The 15,896-nt window shown below is 50.4% G+C and carries 14 protein-coding genes; 6 read left to right on the plus strand and 8 right to left on the minus strand.

Annotated elements, in window-relative coordinates; all coding sequences use genetic code 11:
• Positions 1–84: 84 nt before the first annotated feature.
• On the minus strand, positions 85–1,920 hold the full coding sequence (locus GILYN3_RS02130; RefSeq protein ID WP_049721318.1) for a cation:proton antiporter: 1,836 nt from the start codon (positions 1,918–1,920) through the stop codon (positions 85–87).
• A 101-nt stretch (positions 1,921–2,021) separates the two neighbouring features.
• Here GILYN3_RS02130 and GILYN3_RS02135 point away from each other — a divergent pair, with 101 nt between their 5' ends.
• Together GILYN3_RS02135 and GILYN3_RS02140 are read left to right on the plus strand one after the other, a co-directional pair.
• A complete protein-coding gene (locus GILYN3_RS02135; RefSeq protein WP_049721319.1) occupies positions 2,022–2,462 on the plus strand; it encodes an acyl-CoA thioesterase in 441 nt (146 codons plus the stop codon).
• Positions 2,463–2,476: 14 nt separating this feature from the next.
• Positions 2,477–2,836, plus strand: a complete 360-nt coding sequence (locus GILYN3_RS02140; RefSeq protein WP_157484834.1) for a DUF6164 family protein — start codon at positions 2,477–2,479, stop codon at positions 2,834–2,836.
• Positions 2,837–2,889: 53 nt separating this feature from the next.
• Here the strand turns inward: GILYN3_RS02140 and GILYN3_RS02145 are convergent, their stop codons facing one another.
• From GILYN3_RS02145 to ydiJ, 3 genes are all read right to left on the minus strand, one after another.
• Positions 2,890–3,711 carry a peptidylprolyl isomerase gene (locus GILYN3_RS02145; RefSeq protein ID WP_049721321.1) on the minus strand — a complete coding sequence of 274 codons (822 nt, stop codon included), beginning with the start codon at positions 3,709–3,711 and terminating at the stop codon, positions 2,890–2,892.
• Positions 3,712–3,912: 201 nt separating this feature from the next.
• Positions 3,913–4,806 carry a peptidylprolyl isomerase gene (locus tag GILYN3_RS02150; RefSeq protein ID WP_049721322.1) on the minus strand — a complete coding sequence of 298 codons (894 nt, stop codon included), beginning with the start codon at positions 4,804–4,806 and terminating at the stop codon, positions 3,913–3,915.
• Between the two features lie 119 nt (positions 4,807–4,925).
• A complete protein-coding gene (gene ydiJ / locus GILYN3_RS02155; protein ID WP_049721323.1) occupies positions 4,926–7,982 on the minus strand; it encodes a D-2-hydroxyglutarate dehydrogenase YdiJ in 3,057 nt (1,018 codons plus the stop codon).
• 198 nt (positions 7,983–8,180) lie between these two features.
• Between ydiJ and GILYN3_RS02160 the strand changes: the two genes are divergently transcribed.
• On the plus strand, positions 8,181–8,366 hold the full coding sequence (locus GILYN3_RS02160; protein ID WP_049721324.1) for a DUF2986 domain-containing protein: 186 nt from the start codon (positions 8,181–8,183) through the stop codon (positions 8,364–8,366).
• A 300-nt stretch (positions 8,367–8,666) separates the two neighbouring features.
• Here the strand turns inward: GILYN3_RS02160 and GILYN3_RS02170 are convergent, their stop codons facing one another.
• The 4 genes from GILYN3_RS02170 to purM all read right to left on the minus strand — a co-directional run bounded on the left by GILYN3_RS02170 (position 8,667) and on the right by purM (position 11,682).
• Positions 8,667–9,149: an FKBP-type peptidyl-prolyl cis-trans isomerase gene (locus tag GILYN3_RS02170; protein ID WP_049721326.1), complete on the minus strand. Its 483-nt coding sequence runs from the start codon at positions 9,147–9,149 to the stop codon at positions 8,667–8,669.
• 61 nt (positions 9,150–9,210) lie between these two features.
• The gene (locus GILYN3_RS02175) at positions 9,211–9,957 is read right to left on the minus strand and encodes a DUF3108 domain-containing protein (RefSeq protein WP_049721327.1); all 747 of its coding nucleotides are present in this window, start codon (positions 9,955–9,957) and stop codon (positions 9,211–9,213) included.
• Positions 9,958–9,964: 7 nt separating this feature from the next.
• A complete protein-coding gene (gene purN, locus GILYN3_RS02180) occupies positions 9,965–10,627 on the minus strand; it encodes a phosphoribosylglycinamide formyltransferase (RefSeq protein ID WP_049721328.1) in 663 nt (220 codons plus the stop codon).
• Positions 10,628–10,629: 2 nt separating this feature from the next.
• Complete coding sequence (purM, locus tag GILYN3_RS02185) at positions 10,630–11,682, minus strand: phosphoribosylformylglycinamidine cyclo-ligase (protein WP_049721329.1); 1,053 nt, start codon at positions 11,680–11,682, stop codon at positions 10,630–10,632.
• A 245-nt stretch (positions 11,683–11,927) separates the two neighbouring features.
• Between purM and GILYN3_RS02190 the strand changes: the two genes are divergently transcribed.
• From GILYN3_RS02190 to GILYN3_RS02200, 3 genes are all read left to right on the plus strand, one after another.
• On the plus strand, positions 11,928–13,034 hold the full coding sequence (locus GILYN3_RS02190; protein WP_049721330.1) for a DUF2066 domain-containing protein: 1,107 nt from the start codon (positions 11,928–11,930) through the stop codon (positions 13,032–13,034).
• Between the two features lie 8 nt (positions 13,035–13,042).
• Positions 13,043–13,753: a DnaA regulatory inactivator Hda gene (hda, locus tag GILYN3_RS02195; protein ID WP_049721331.1), complete on the plus strand. Its 711-nt coding sequence runs from the start codon at positions 13,043–13,045 to the stop codon at positions 13,751–13,753.
• A gap of 317 nt (positions 13,754–14,070) precedes the next feature.
• Entirely contained in the window at positions 14,071–15,876 is a 1,806-nt protein-coding gene (locus GILYN3_RS02200; RefSeq protein WP_232305493.1) for a glycoside hydrolase family 9 protein, read from the plus strand.
• The last annotated feature ends 20 nt before the right edge of the window (positions 15,877–15,896 follow it).

The raw sequence follows: 15,896 nt of genomic DNA on the forward strand, positions 1-15,896 counted from the left end.
TATCCGATATAAAAAGTTAAAGTGCGCTGGCTTTGATTAAACGTCATACGCACGAATCGTTTGTTTGTATTGATCGCCATGTGTTTAGGCTGCTACGGTTGCATCGTTACCATTATCACGGGACTTAGGTTTTGGCTGATGCACTAAGCTTAGCAGGACCCAGTCTTTGCCAGGTGAAAAATCTTCGCCCTCAATAAACGGTTTAAGTTTGCCTTTGTTGGTAATGACAAACAGTAATTGAGGTTTGCCTTCTTGGCGATCGAAGTCTTCTATGGTGAACTCCTCGGTGAGTCGAGTGGCGCGAATCTCGGCGCCACTGCCCATTAAACTGGCGAGCTTTGTATAGGTTAAATCCGAGCTAAACAAAGCGGCGCCTTTAAGTTGGGAGGCCACTTGATGCTTTTCGGTTTTTTTATTGTCCGCGCTGGTGCGTACCGAAAATATGTGTCGATCGCCAAATTCACTGCGAAAATGCATGCCGGTAATGACGTTAAGCTCGCGCAGTGGTGACAAAGCAATAAGATTGCCAATGCCAGACAATTCTAATCGTTGCGAGGCAAACTCAGACACTGGATTACCGTAAAATGTTTTCAGCCCATCCATACGTGCTAAACGAATATTGTCCCAGTTGGAATCACACATTAATACTGGCAAATCTTGTTGTTTTAATGCTTTACCAATACGACGGGCAACCTGATTGGCCCCCAGAATTAATACTCCGCGAGGCTCGGGCTCTACGATCCCGAGCAGTTTTGCCAAGGGGCGTGAAGTGGCGCTTTGAAATACTACGGTGCCGAGAATAACGGCAAAGGTTAGTGGCACTAATAAGTCGGCACCTTTAACTCCGTTCTCGGCTAAGCGTAAGGCGAAAAGGGCCGATACCGCAGCGGCGACAATACCCCGTGGCGCGATCCAGCCAAGTAATATTCGTTCGCGAACTTTCACCTCTGAGCCGAGAGTTGCCAGCGCTACCGATATCGGCCGCGCGACAAACTGAATAACCAGTAACAGCAATAATGATGCAACCGTAAAAATACCAATAAGCTGCTCTAGAGTTAGACGCGCGGCGAGAATGATAAACAGGCCCGAGATAAACAAGATGGTTAGATTTTCTTTGAAATTAAGGATGTTGTGAATATGTACGCCGCGCATATTGCCAAGCCACATACCCATAACGGTAACACCCAAAAGGCCTGATTCGTGTGCTAGGTGATTACAAAAAGTAAACACCATAAACAAGATACTTAAGGTCGCCAGATTTTGTAAATATTCCGGCAAGCGGCGCTGAATAAGAATCTTACCTAAAGTATAGCCAGCCGCCGCACCTACTGTAAGGCCGATGACAATAATCTCTAAAAACAGCAATAAGCTCTGACTAAAGGCCTCACCGCCACTTTGAGTGACGATAAACTCATACACGACAACCACCAGCAAGGCGCCAATTGGATCGATGATGATGCCTTCCCAGCGCAGGATGTTAGCCACTCTCTCAGATGGCCGAACGGAGCGTAGTAGCGGTGTCACAACCGTCGGGCCGGTTACGACCATCAGCGCGCCAAACAAAACAGATAATTGCCAGCTCAAGTCAAACAACAGATGCGCCGCCACGGTGACAATAATCCAAGTGATGGGGGCTGCGACAGTGATCATTCGTTGTACAACTTTGGTTGTGCTGCCCAGCTCCTCAAAGTTAAGGGTTAGACTACCCTCAAACAGAATCACCGCTACCGCCAAAGAGACTAATGGAAACAGCAAGTTGCCAAAAATATCATCAGGGGTAAGCCAGCCTAAGCCGGGGCCTAAGATGAGGCCGGCAATTAAGAGGAATAAAATGGCTGGTAGACGTGCCTTCCAGGCACCCCACTGACAGGCGAGCGCGGCAATTCCGATAATGGCAATTGCCATGGCTGAGTCGTGCATAAAAAATCCTTTGGTTGTGCGAGATTAGTGCGTAGTCACTACTCATCATAATCGATAGCGTCTATGATGGCTAAAGGCAAATGAGTAAAGAGGAGACATCCGTGACCGATCGTGACGATTTTTTACGCAGCTTTCCAGTAACCATCGAGATTGACGTACAGTGGGGGGAGATGGACGCCTTTGGCCATGTCAACAACGCCGTATATCTGCGTTACTTTGAGTCCGCCCGTATCGCCTATATGCGCCGAATGAGCCAAAAAGGGGTGTTTGATACCGGGCAAATACTGCCGGTATTGGCCGAGACCGCTTGTCGCTATCGCCGCCCGATACGCTACCCCGACCACTTAATAGTGGGTTGTACCGTCACTGAGGTTCACGAGCACGGATTTTCTCAAGAGTACGAAATTTATAGCCAAGAGTTAGGTGAGATAGCCGCCACCGGTGTGGGCCGTATTGTATTATTAGACAAACGCTCCCAGCAGAAGTCGTTACTAGCCCCCGAGCTACACAGCGAAATTAAATTATTAGAGTCATTGAACTAAGTGTAAGGTGCCACTTGCCACAATTATTAATGCGAACCACCGGCGCCAGCGCCGCAGAAATCGATGGCCTTATAGAGCTATTACAAAGCGAGGGTATAGTTTGTTATACGACCGATGCTGGCCGCTGGCGCTTGGGGGTAGATGGCTTATGGCTTGCTGACGATAAAGATGTGCCAAGGGCGCGCGAGCTGGGCGCTGGGTTTCAGTACGAGTTTAGCAAAGAGTCACGTGCGGACTTTGAACGCCGATTGGCCGAGGGAACAGCGCCTACGTTTGCCAGCCAGTTGCGCCAGCGGCCCATGGTGGTCATAGGCACTGTGCTTGCTATTGCGGCTATAGCGATGCTGTCGCTGTTGCCACTGGCGCTCGGTTGACGTTTATGCGGTAACGTGGACAACCGAGCGATCCAATGCAGCGCGGATGCTGCTTAAGCGTTGCGTTTTACGCGGCGAGTAATGCCCGCGCTTAATAGTGCGAGTAACATTAGCCAGCTGACGCTACCGCCGCCACCACCACTGCTACCGCCATCACCATCACTAGCTGAGCCGTCATCGCGGGTGGTGGGTTTAGGGTTTAGGTTGGCGGCAGTGTCAACAGCCGCGTCGAGGACTACGATGTTTTGCACCAAGACGATATGATCTTCTGTTGGTAAAAGTTTATCGTTGTAATCATCTTGAGAGTAATCTCGAACAGGCATTTCGTCTAATGCTGAAATGTTTAAAAATTCTTCACTGCTGAAGTTGCCACGGCGTAATGTGGCAATGGCATCAATAATGGCCATGCCATTGCCAGTCACTTCACCGAATGCTGTAAAGCCACCGTTTTGGTTATCGAGGTTAGCGCTGTTATCGCCAAGGTTAAAAAACCATTGATTAGTTCCGGTGCTTGGCCCCGCCGCAGTTTTGGCCATTGCAATGGTGCCGCGCTGGTTAGACAGTAGTGGTTCGTTGAGTACCGGATCATTGCTGGCAATAACGCTAAATTGGTTGGCCTCGGTATTAAACTGAAAACCGCCGCCTTGAACAATAAACCCAGGTACCGAGCGATGAAAAAAGGTGTCTGTGTAAGCTTCAGCCTCAACATACGCTAAAAAGTTAGCCACAGTCTCGGGCGTGGTCTCATCATAGAGGTTCACTTCAAAATCGCCCATTACAGTTTGAAACTGGACGGTAGTCGCTTGGCTAAATGTACTTAAGCCTAATAATGACGCCAAAGTAAAGCCAGTAGCGGCTTTCGATAAATAACCCATTGTGAATCTCCAAGGTAGATATTATGTTTATTAACGATCACTATAACGCGATGGCGCTCAGCTAGGGTGAGAAACCTTATCAGAGCCGTCAGGAAAAAATTGTTAGAAAATGTATCGGGCTTATTGTCCTTGATACGATTGTAAGAAGACCTGCAGCGATAAGGTTAAATGTTAACGAGCGCTACAGGTTATCAAGGCACCTCAAAGCTGTTTAAACGCTAACCTACGGCTTGCGTAACGAGTGGCACTTGCGCCGACTAAAGCCAATAGCATCAGCCAGCCAATGCTACCGCCGCCACCACTAGAATTGCTAGAAACACTAGAAACACTAGAACTACTAGAACTACTAGAACTACTAGAACTACTAGAACTACTAGAACTACTAGAAACACTAGAACTACTAGAAACACTAGAAACACTAGAACTACTAGAAACACTAGAACTAGTTCCGGCGAAGGCATTCAACACCACAATACTTTTAATCAACATTAGGTTGTCTTCGGTCAGGGGCACTTTGCTCCTTATGTCGGCAGCGGTAACATTGCGCAAAGGCAAGTCGGTAAATGCACTGTTGGTCGATTTATAGTTTGCGACACTTAGCTTGGCAATCGCATCAACAATCTCCATGCCATTGCCTGTGACCTCGCCAAATACGGTAAAACCACTGTTGGTACTGTCTAAAAAATCGTTGCTATCGGCCAGGTTAATAAACCATTGGCTGGTTGCGCTGTGTGGTTGATTGTTTAGTTTGGCCATGGCGATGGTGCCACGGGTGTTGGAAATACCCGGCTCGTTTTTGATCGATGCATTTGGGGTAATATTTTCGATTTGGTTGTTTTCTATATCAAAGGTAAAACCGCCACCTTGAATAACAAAGTTGTCTACTGAACGATGAATGATAGAGTCCGTAAAGGCTCCGGCTTCAACATACTCTAAAAAATTTGTCGTTGTGATGGGGGTAATCTCGTCAAACAGCTCGACCTCAAAATCACCCAGTACAGTTTGAAACTGTACCGTAGTTGCTTGGCCGCTGACGCTAAACCCTAATAGTGCTACTAAGGTAAAAAATCCGGTCAGTTTTGATGTGTAACCCATTGTATAATTCCGCCTAAATAGTCTAATGTTTAAATGTTTTTGTAATCTTCTGGCGCTCTTATAAGGCTAAAAACCGTATAAAAGCGTCAAGGTAAAAAGTGTTAGAGAATCGTCGGGTATTATTGCCCTTGATACGATTGCAAAATGATCTGCAGCGGGTGAGGCAACCGTTGGTCTTCTATCCGTTTCACCTGACTGCGACAAGAGTAGCCGGTAGCCACTAGCTTTCCGTGGTTGGCGGGCTCGGTGACGAGGGCTTGCCAACTTTGGGAAAAGATCTTTTTTGAGGTCGCAACGTTGGCGGCCTCATGACCGTAGGTGCCGGCCATTCCGCAACAGCCAGTCTCTAACACACTTAGTTCTTGTCCTAATGCAACAAACACCGTTTGCCAATCTTTAATAGATGCGGCGGCATTGGTTTTCTCGGTGCAGTGTGCCAATAACTTATAATCACTTTTAGCAAACAGTGGTTTGGCGGTAGTTAAGTCTTGAGTGGCTAACCACTCTTGAATCAATGCAACGTTAGGGGCCTTGTCTCCCAGTACTTTTTGGTACTCACTACGGTACGCCAACGTCATGGATGGCTCTAATCCCACCAGTGTAATCCCGGTGTTGCTCAACGCATTAAGCATAGAGGCATTGTTGTTGGCTGCTTTGGCAAAAGCTTTTAAAAAGCCATGTACATGCAATGGTTTGCCATTGGGTTTAAAGGGGGCAAGCATCGGGTTAAAGCCGAGTATTTTTAATAGTTTTAGGCTGTCTAATACCAGCTCGGTTTCAAAATAGCTGGTAAACGCGTCTTGCACCACGATCACGGTGTTGGCTTTTTGCTCATCGTTTAAGGTGGCGATATTTTGTGCGCTGGCATAACGTATGCCTAATTCGCGTAGCGCTTTATCTAAGTCGACACCAGTCAATAGCGGGCTGTCTACCATGCCGGCTACTTTAGTCAGAACACTTTGACTTAGTTTCGGTTTCATAACGCCATTGTACAGCCAAGGTGCTCGCGCCATGGTGGGCATAATATATTCCAGCGCACCAATAAAATAATCTTTTAGCGGGCGCAGGTAACGTGTGTAGTAAAGTTCTAAAAACTTAGAGCGAAATTCTGGGACATCAACTTTGATGGGGCACTGTCCGACACAAGACTTGCAGGCTAAGCAACCTTGCATGGACTCATTGACTTCGTGAGAGAAATCGTATTCGCCGCGTTTTTTGTTAATGGTGTTTTTGATGCGCGAAGGTAAAGAAAGTAAGCCTATCTTTTTGCGGCTGGCACTGGCCTCTTGTACGGCATTGACATCCCGCTCGCTGAGTTGTTTAAGCCATTCCCGTACTAAGGCAGAGCGGCCCTTGGGTGAGTGAACTCGGTCGCGAGTGGCTTTGTACGAGGGGCACATGGCATCGTTAGGGTTCCAGTTAAAGCAGGCGCCGTTGCCGTTGCAATGCATACCTTCGGCGTAGCCTTCCCATACTTGCACGGCAATTTTTCGATCTTTTTGGCCGCGTGTCGGTACTGCGTCAATACTCAACAAGGGCAGCTCGTCCGAGGCTGTGGCGATTTTCCCTGGATTTAACTGATTGCGCGGATCAAAGGCGGCTTTGATTTTTTGCAGCTGTGGGTACAGTTCACCAAAAAATTTCGGTGCGTATTCCGAGCGTACCCCTTTGCCGTGTTCGCCCCATAGCAAGCCGTTATATTTTTGTGTTAACTCGGCTACTTGGTCGGAAATAATCCGCACTAATTTTTCTTGCTCTGGGTCCTTCATGTCGATGGCAGGGCGCACATGCAACACGCCTGCATCGACGTGGCCAAACATGCCGTATTGTAAATTGTGACTATCCAGCAGCGCGCGAAACTCGACAATAAAATCGGCTAAATACTCGGGAGGGACAGCGGTATCTTCTACAAATGGAATCGGCCGAGCTTCGCCTTTGGCGTTGCCCAACAGCCCCACGGCTTTTTTGCGCATGCCCCAAATTTTTCCTACTGCGGCATTGCCCATCGCCACTGAGTAGCCAATACGGCCGGTAGTTTCGCGGTCGCTGTCATTCATGGCGTCCAGCGCGTCGGTTAAGCGTTTAATGCCAGCGGCTAATTCATCGTCACTGTCGGCGGTGTACTCGACAAGGTTAATTCCTTTAATGTCCTGTCCCGGCACTGGCGGAAAGAACTCGCTGACACTGTGCCAAACGATATCGTTCATGGCCAAGTTAAGGACTTTGGAGTCTACCGTCTCAATGGAGGTGGGGCCGGCTTGCATTAGCTGGGTGGCGTCGCGTAAGGCGGCGTTAAAGTCGCGGTAGTTGACGTTCACCAGAGCTGAACATTTGGGGATAGGCAATACATTGAGCTTGGCCTCGGTAATAAAGCCCAAGGTGCCTTCACTGCCGCACAAAATACTGTTGAGGTTAAATTCGCCGCCTTCGGTGCGAATATGGGCCAAGTCGTAGCCGGTTAAACAGCGGTTGAGCTTGGGGAATTTGGCATCGATTAAATCGGCGTGATTGCGCTGGATATCGTCCACCGTACGCACCACTTGGCCAATGCGGTCTTCGCGGCTGCGCAGGGTGGCAAGAGCGGTATCATCCACGGGTGCCGAGTCACAGACGCTGCCATCGAGCAGCACGGTTTTCAGTTCCAGTACATGGTCACGGGTTTTGCCGTATAAGCATGAGCCCTGGCCCGATGCGTCGGTGTTGATCATGCCGCCAATGGTGGCGCGGTTGCTGGTGGATAACTCGGGGGCAAAAAATAAGCCGAAGGGCTTGAGCGCTGCGTTTAACTGGTCTTTAACCACCCCGGTTTGCACCCGTACCCAGCGCTCGGCTTCGTTAATTTCCAGCACTTGGTTCATGTGGCGAGAGATATCCACCACCAAGCCGTCGGTTAACGACTGGCCGTTGGTGCCGGTGCCGCCCCCCCGAGGGCTAAGCACTACTTGCTGAAACTCGTCGCGCTCGCTCAATTGTGCCAACAGAATTAAATCATCCGTATGACGCGGATAGACCACACCCTGAGGCAGTACTTGATAAATCGAATTGTCCGTCGCCAATACCGTGCGGTTGGCGTAATCTGGGTTTAAGTCGCCGGCAAAGCCGCACTCTTGCAGCGCCTCGATAAAAGCTAAATAAACCGATTGAACAGGTGACGTTTCGCGAATACGAGGGATCATAAGGTTCGGAGTCAATATTGCGTGTAGGGAGCGGTATTTTACGGGCTCGGAGGGCTGAGGGCCAGCGTTACGGCTTGGATTGTGCAGCACTATTTGGGGTTGTTGGTCATTAACCCCCGTGAGCTAAACGACCGAGCTGGCTTTTGGGGGCTTTGCCGGTCTGCTAATATGACTATATTTACAACTGAGTAAGCATGCATGAATCGTCGTAAAAGAGGCAATGAGACATTAAAGGCACGAGCCAAAAAAGCGAATGCCAAATTGGCTCCCAGAAATAAGCCTAAGTACATCAGTAAAGCTGATCGAGAGGCATTAGCGCTGGGGGCGGATCAAGATGCCAGCGCCAAGCTAGGCGATTCAGTCGATGTGGGTTTAGATAAATGACGAACGTCCTACCTTTTAAGCGCCCTAGCCCGAAACAAAAACATAAAGGTAAAACTTTGTGTAAAAGTGGGTTTCATAAGTGGCAGGTGGTTACTGGCCAGCAGTTTGATACCAAGCAGGGCAGATTAGTGACGCGCTATAAGTGCGAGCGTTGCGCGCAAGAGAAAGTTGAGGCGCATTAACGGCGCAGCTATTGATGGCTGGTAACTTTGACGGTGAAAAGCAAAAATTAATCGGCGGTGACGAGAGGGGGTAGAGTGCAGAGGTCGGGGCCAGCCGGAAGCTGGCCCTAGGGCAGTATTAGTGCTCCTGGCCGCCGGCACCGTGAGCGTGGCCGTGGGTTTTTTCTTCCTCGGTCGCTTCGCGGATGTCGGTGATCTCGACGTCAAAGTTCAGGTCAACACCTGCCAGTGGGTGGTTGGCATCAACGGTAACCATATCGCCATTAACAGCGGTGATGGTAACAACCTGCATACCGTTTTCTGTTTGTGCGTGAAACTCCATGCCTTCTTCGATTTTATCAACGCCCGAGAACATGTTCGATGGCAGTTCTTGCATCATGGCTTCGCTGCGTTCGCCGTAAGCATCGGCGGCTGCTACAGCCACTTTTAGCTTGTCGCCAACTTGCTTGCCAACAAGCTCTTTTTCTAGGCCGGGAATGATGTTTCCGGCACCGTGCAGATACGCCAATGGCTCGCGGCCGTCAGACGAATCGAGTACCTTGCCATCTTTGTCGGTCAGGGTGTAGTGAAAGCTGGCAACGCAGTTGTCAGAGATAGTCATAAAAATAGCCTTTGCTTTTTAGTGAGTGAACTGTGGCGTTTTTCCTGCCTCGCAGGTCGCCTTAATTAAATGACGAGATCTTTTTATTGTCGACCTCGGCCTCGTTGATGTTAATGGTGTAGACATCGCCGTCTTCTTCTTGCTGCATGCGCACTAACAGATAGCCAAACTTGGGCGCCATCCAGGCGTAAGTAACGCGATCGCTGTCTTTGCGGGTGCGCTTAATTTTTACTGTGTCAACTTGGCCCAACGGCGTTTTTAAGCGCTCATTGCCGATAATGGCAAATTGATACTCTTTGATTTTTCCACCATCGGCGATGGTGTAGGCGAGGTTCTCGGTTTTGCCAGCGATTAAATCGCGCTGTAGCTGGACCTGAAAACTCACCTTGTCTTGCGTGCCCAGAGGGATTTTCATTTTCCAAGGGTTGTTGTTGATGTCGTTAATCACTTTCTGGTTATCCCAGTCAAAAGTGATGCGTGCAGTGCGGTCGCGACCTAAACCGTTGCGGTCGTAGGTGTAGAGTTCCGGCTGCAAGTTCTTGTCATCGGACGAGCTAAAAGTGCTGGTTTCATCGATGCTGGCAACCAGCGAGTCAGCAAAAAAGCGCAATTTGTGGCGCTTGTCACCGAGCGGGATTAGCTCGTGGGTAACGGTGACGGTCATACCGTAGACCGATGACTTATAGATGTTGCGAAATTGATTGGGTGCAGTGACATCGTCAGCGGCAAAAGTTTGTGGCAGCCAACAGCTTGAAACCAGTGTCGCGCCCGTGAGTAAAGCTAGGGTCATGCGTTTTAGTCGAGTCATAAGTCCCTTATGGTTGTGAGTGCCTTACTTGGTAACCACTAGGCGGCAAAGGTTCACCGTCAAGTAGTGCTCGATTTGCAGCCATAGTGAGCCGCCCTTCACAAAACCAGCGCACAGCCTTAGGGTAAATAATATGCTCTTGTTGCTGTACTCGCGCCGCCAGTGTGTCGGCGGTGTCGGTATCTAGCACTGGCACCACTGCTTGGATCGCGGCGGGGCCACCGTCCAGTTCTGCGGTAACAAAGTGTACGGTTACGCCGTGCTCGGCATCACCAGCTTCTAGTGCTCGCTGGTGGGTGTGTAACCCTTGGTACTTGGGGAGTAGCGATGGATGGATGTTAAGCATCCGTCCGGCAAAGTGGTTGGTAAAAGCGGGCGTTAAAATACGCATAAAACCCGCCAGTACTACCAGTTTTGGCTGTAGTTGCTCGAGCTGTTCAGTCAACGCTAGATCAAACGCTTCGCGGCTATCAAAGCCTTTGTGATCGAGAGTAATGGCCGTAATGCCGGCCGCACGGGCGCGCTCTAAGCCGCGCACCTCGGGGCGGTTGCTAATAACAGCAACAATCTCAATCGGCAGATCACCGCTCTGCTGGCCATCGATCAGCGCTTGCAGGTTGCTGCCGCTGCCCGAGATCAGCACCGCGATGGGCGTTTTAGGAGGTGTCATGCTCAGTGTAAACCGTCCAATTGCACCTGTTCTTCACCTTCAAGGGCGTCGGCAATGTGTCCGATCAGCAGTGCTTGCTCCCCGGCATCTTGCAACTGTTTTATGGCCTCGTCGGCGCGCTCGGAAGGGACCGCGATGACCATGCCAATGCCGCAGTTAAATGTGCGATACATTTCGCGCGAGTCGATATTACCCGCCGTTTGCAGCCACTGAAATACGGGGGGCAATTGCCAAGCGTTGGTGTCGATGACCGCTTTGGCGTTGTCGGGCAATACCCGGGGAATGTTCTCAAGCAGGCCACCACCGGTAATATGCGATAACGCGTGCACAGGCATAGATTTAATCAGTGCCAGAAGAGGCTTAACGTAAATGCGGGTAGGGGCCATCAGTGCGTCGGCAAGGCTTTGGCCGCCGCAGTCTTGTTGTAAATCGGCACCGGAGACATCGATCACCTTGCGGATCAGGGAGTAGCCGTTAGAGTGTGGGCCGCTTGCGGTAATGCCTATAAGTGCATCGCCGGCTTTAACTTTGCTGCCGTCGATGATCTCGGATTTTTCGACCACGCCAACACAGAAACCGGCTAGGTCGTAATCTTCGCCTTCGTACATGCCGGGCATTTCGGCGGTTTCGCCACCCACCAGCGAACAGCCTGCTAGCTCACAGCCGGCGCCAATGCCGGTTACGACATCTGAGGCGACATCGACGTTAAGTTTGCCGGTGGCGTAATAATCAAGAAAAAACAACGGCTCTGCACCGGCTACGATTAAGTCGTTAACACACATACCGACTAAGTCGATGCCAATGGTATCGTGTTTATTGAGGTCCATCGCTAAGCGCAATTTGGTGCCAACGCCATCGGTGCCCGATACCAATACGGGCTGGCGGTAACCTTCGGGTAACTCGCAGAGTGCACCAAAGCCACCAAGGCCGGCCATAACCTCTGGGCGACGGGTGCGTTTGGCAACGCCTTTAATGCGCTCTACCAACGCGTTACCGGCATCGATGTCTACACCGGCGTCTTTATAACTTAACGATTGCGGGATTTTCTCGCTCATAGCGGCCTATGGTCTCGTTGCTGTGCGCCGGCCACGACTACCGAAGGGTATCAATGGGTTGGGCGTCGGATCTGAAAGGCGGATATTCTAGCAGTTAATGGCACCCATTTGCAGTTAATGGCGCTGATATTTCATGGGGGCAGCTATTTTATTGATACTTTTCTCGCGACTATATTGTCGCCGTGACAAGAAAAGCACTACATTGCCTGTTACAATGCGCGACCATTATTATCAGAGTTGGGCCGTTGGGAGACGAGACGCTGATTATTCGATACTTATTACTTATCTGCGCTTTGCTATTGGCGAGCGCGGCGAATGCCGATCAAGTGATCGAGCTTTATCGCGCCGATGCATTGGTTAAATCGCAATCTGAGCCGCAGCGCGCCGCGGCGGCTAAGCACGCGTTAGCCGATACGTTGGTGCGGGTGTCGGGAGCTACCAACGCGGTCGATAACCCAATTGTGCGCCAAGCTTTGGTGCGCGCCCAAGATTTTGTCTACGAATACAGTTACGCCTCTACCGATGAGATGCTGAGCACCCTCGATGGTGAGCAGGTTGCCGCCTCACGCTTACAGTTTAAGTTCTCGGCGCCTCTTATAGAGCAACTGTTGCGCGATGCTAATCTTACATTTTGGCCCTCCAATCGTCCTACAGTATTGGTTTGGCTGGTCGCTGGCACTGCAACGGGCCGCGATGTGGTGAGCGACTTGGCGGCCATGACCGTATTGCGTGACCGAGCCCACGAGCGCGGTCTACCCTTAATGATTCCACTGTTTGACTTGGAAGATCATCTAGCTATGCCCGCCGATGCGCTGTGGCAAAACCAAGAGTCGCAAATTCGCGAAGGCTCTGAGCGCTACGCCGCTGATGCGATAGTGGTGGTGCGCGCGCGCGAGTTGGCGGACGCGCACTGGAGCGCCGATTGGCAGTTGTTGCATGTTGATGGTTCGCCTAGCTTTAGCTCCGAAGGCGATTCGTTAGAAGCTCTGTTGCCGGCGGTGATCGACAACGTGGCGGATTACTTTGCGACACGCTACGCGATTAGCCCCAGCGAGGTGGGTGACGCTAACGTGGTATTGCAGGTAAATAATGTTGCAAGCTTTGCCGATTACAAAAAAGTTGAGGGTTATTTGGCTCAGTTGGCGTTGGTGCGGCGCACACAACTGGCCAGCTTGAACGCCGATGGCCTAACGTTAAAATTGTTTACCGAGGGCGATGTTGCTCGGTTACAACATACCTTGGCCTTGGGTGGCGTGCTTATCCCGTCGTCCGATAGCGTCAGCTTACCCAGTAATCGATACATTGTGCCGGGTACTGTTGCGGCGCCTTTGCAGTATCGTTTGGCTCGCTGAGGCCTAGCATGTCAAAACCGCAACAGCTGTCGCTGAGCGTTAGCCTAAAAGATGATGCCACCTTTGATAATTACTATGCACCGGCGCACTCGAGTAACGGTCAGGTTATTCGCGCCCTGCGCGAGCAGGTAGAGGGGCAGGGTGAGCATTTTTTATATTTGTGGGGTGCCAGCGGTGTTGGCTTAACCCATTTGCTGCAGGCCAGCTGTCACAATGCCGAGTCGCGCCGTTTGGTGGTGCAATACTTACCCCTGCATGACATGGCAAGCTTTGCCCCCGAGGCATTGCTCGAAGGGCTTGAGGAGCTGGATATGGTTTGCCTCGACGGACTTGAAGCTGTCGCGGGTCATCCAGCCTGGGAGCGCGCGCTGTTTAACTTGTATAACTCATTACGCGATGCTGGCCGTTTGTTGCTGGTCGCCGCGGCGCAAAACCCTCGCGAGCTCAATATAGCGTTACCCGATTTACGTTCACGTCTGCAGTGGGGCATTACTCTTAAGGTACAGCCATTAAACGATGCCGATAAACAGCAAGCGCTAATGCGTCGCGCCCGCGAGCGAGGCATTGAGCTTAATGAAGAGGTGGCCAGTTATATTGTGCAGCGGGTGCCGCGAGATATGACTCAGCTGTTTTGTTATTTGCATAAGCTTGATCATGCATCGCTAGCCGAACAGCGTAAACTAACTATTCCTTTTGTTAAAAAAACGCTTAATTTATAAGTCGTTATGCAGCTCATACGTTAAATTTTACGGCGCTTTTAACACATAATAATTTAGGCCTGTGAATTCACGTTTGCATATCGCGCGATGCAGTTTTAAATACAACCCCTATAAACAGGGGCATTCACTGTTAACAAAACACTTCTTAGCATTGGCTAACACACCTCATACAGCTTTATCGTTCGGCTAAGGCTACACTTGGCCAAGTTACCTGCATGTAAAATTTGGTGGTGTCGGCTTAATGTGGCGCTACTAAACGCTAACGCGACAACAAACCATGCCCAGTCGTAAATACATAACAATATAGAAGGACGACCATGATGACTTTTAAGCCCAGAACTCTAGCGTTTGCCGGCAGCCTATGCTTGACGCTCGCAGCTTGTGGTGGTGGCACCTCAAGTAATAATTCCAATTCGGATTCCACATCATCCAGTGTGGTGACATCATCGCAATCAAGTACATCGAGTGCGTCGAGTGCGTCGAGCAAGAGCCGGATTCATGTCAATCAAGTAGGTTTTGCTTTAGGTGGGAAAAAAGTTGCAGTTATCCCTCAGTCGGAGGCTACGCATTTTAGCGTTATTAACGCGGCCACAAATATCGAGGCGGCTAGTGGCGAGATTGATGCGTATCAGCAGTGGTCCTATGCCGCAGAGGCGGTGGGGCAGGCGGACTTTAGCCAGTTGACGGTGCCTGGTGAGTATTTTGTGCGTGTTGATGGCTTGAATGATTCAGATGTTTTTGTTATTGCCGATGATCCTTACAGCGAGCTGAATAAAGCGGTTATTAAAGCCTATTATTATAATCGCGCCAGCACAGCGCTTGAGGCGCAATATGCTGGCGTATGGGCCCGCGAAAGTGGCCACCCCGATACTCAAGTCCTGATTCACCCATCCGCGGCCAGTGCAGAACGTCCCGCCGAGAGCGTAATTTCATCACCTAAAGGTTGGTACGATGCGGGTGATTACGGTAAGTACATTGTTAACTCTGGCATCTCGACTTACACCTTGCTGGCAGCGCTGGAACACTACCCAGAGCTATACGCCGAGCGCGAATTAAACATTCCCGAAAGCGGCGATAGCGTGCCCGATTTGTTAGATGAAGTGCGCTGGAATCTGGATTGGATGCTAAGCATGCAAGATCCTGCCGATGGCGGTGTGTACCACAAGTTAACCACTAAAAACTTTGTCGGTGTGGTGATGCCAAGCGACACTGCCGAGCCCCGTTACGTGGTGCAAAAAGCAACCGCAGCTACACTTAATTTTAGCGCGGTAATGGCGGCTGCTAGCCGTGTTGTTAAACCTTACGATACAGCTTTAGCGAGTCAAATGTTAACTGCAGCCAAGCGCGCTTGGCAGTGGGCAGAGCAAAACCCTAATGTGGCTTATGTACAGCCTGGCGATGTTAATACTGGCGCTTATGGTGATAGTAATTTTGCCGATGAGTTTGTTTGGGCCGCCGCCGAGCTATACATCAGTAGTGGCGAGGATAGCTACTATCAAGCGATCAATGCAGGGTCGGCGGGCAATGCTGTGCCCAGCTGGTCGCAATCGTTAGGTTTGGCGTGGATGTCATTGGCGGCACACGCTGACGACTTAACCGCTGTTGCGAATAAAGCACTGATTAATCAGCGTGTCACTGAATTAGCGGATGCCATTATGGCTACCGGCGAGCAATCAGCTTATGGCGTATCAATGGCCAGCTCTGATTTTGTTTGGGGTAGTAATGGTGTTGCCATGAACCGCGCGATGATGTTGGTGCAAGCCTATCGAGTGAGCGCTGATAGCCAGTATATGGATGGCGCTCAGGCGCTGTTAGATTACGTCTTAGGGCGCAATCCAACCGAGTACAGCTTTGTTACTGGCTTTGGTGCGCGCCCCCCCATGGATATTCACCACAGGCCTTCGGCGGCCGACGATGTTGATGCCCCAGTGCCAGGCTTTTTAGCTGGCGGCCCACACAGCGGCCAACAAGATGGTTGTAACTATCCGTCGAGTCTCGCGGCCGAATCTTATCTTGACGATTGGTGCAGCTATTCAACTAACGAGATTACGATTAATTGGAACGCGCCGTTGGTTTATGTAAGTGGTGCATTAGAGACTTATTACTTAAATCTGAGCAAGTGATAAGCGGCCAGCATTAATCG

It is taken from the genome of Gilvimarinus polysaccharolyticus (assembly GCF_001187555.1).
GTDB lineage: Bacteria > Pseudomonadota > Gammaproteobacteria > Pseudomonadales > Cellvibrionaceae > Gilvimarinus > Gilvimarinus polysaccharolyticus.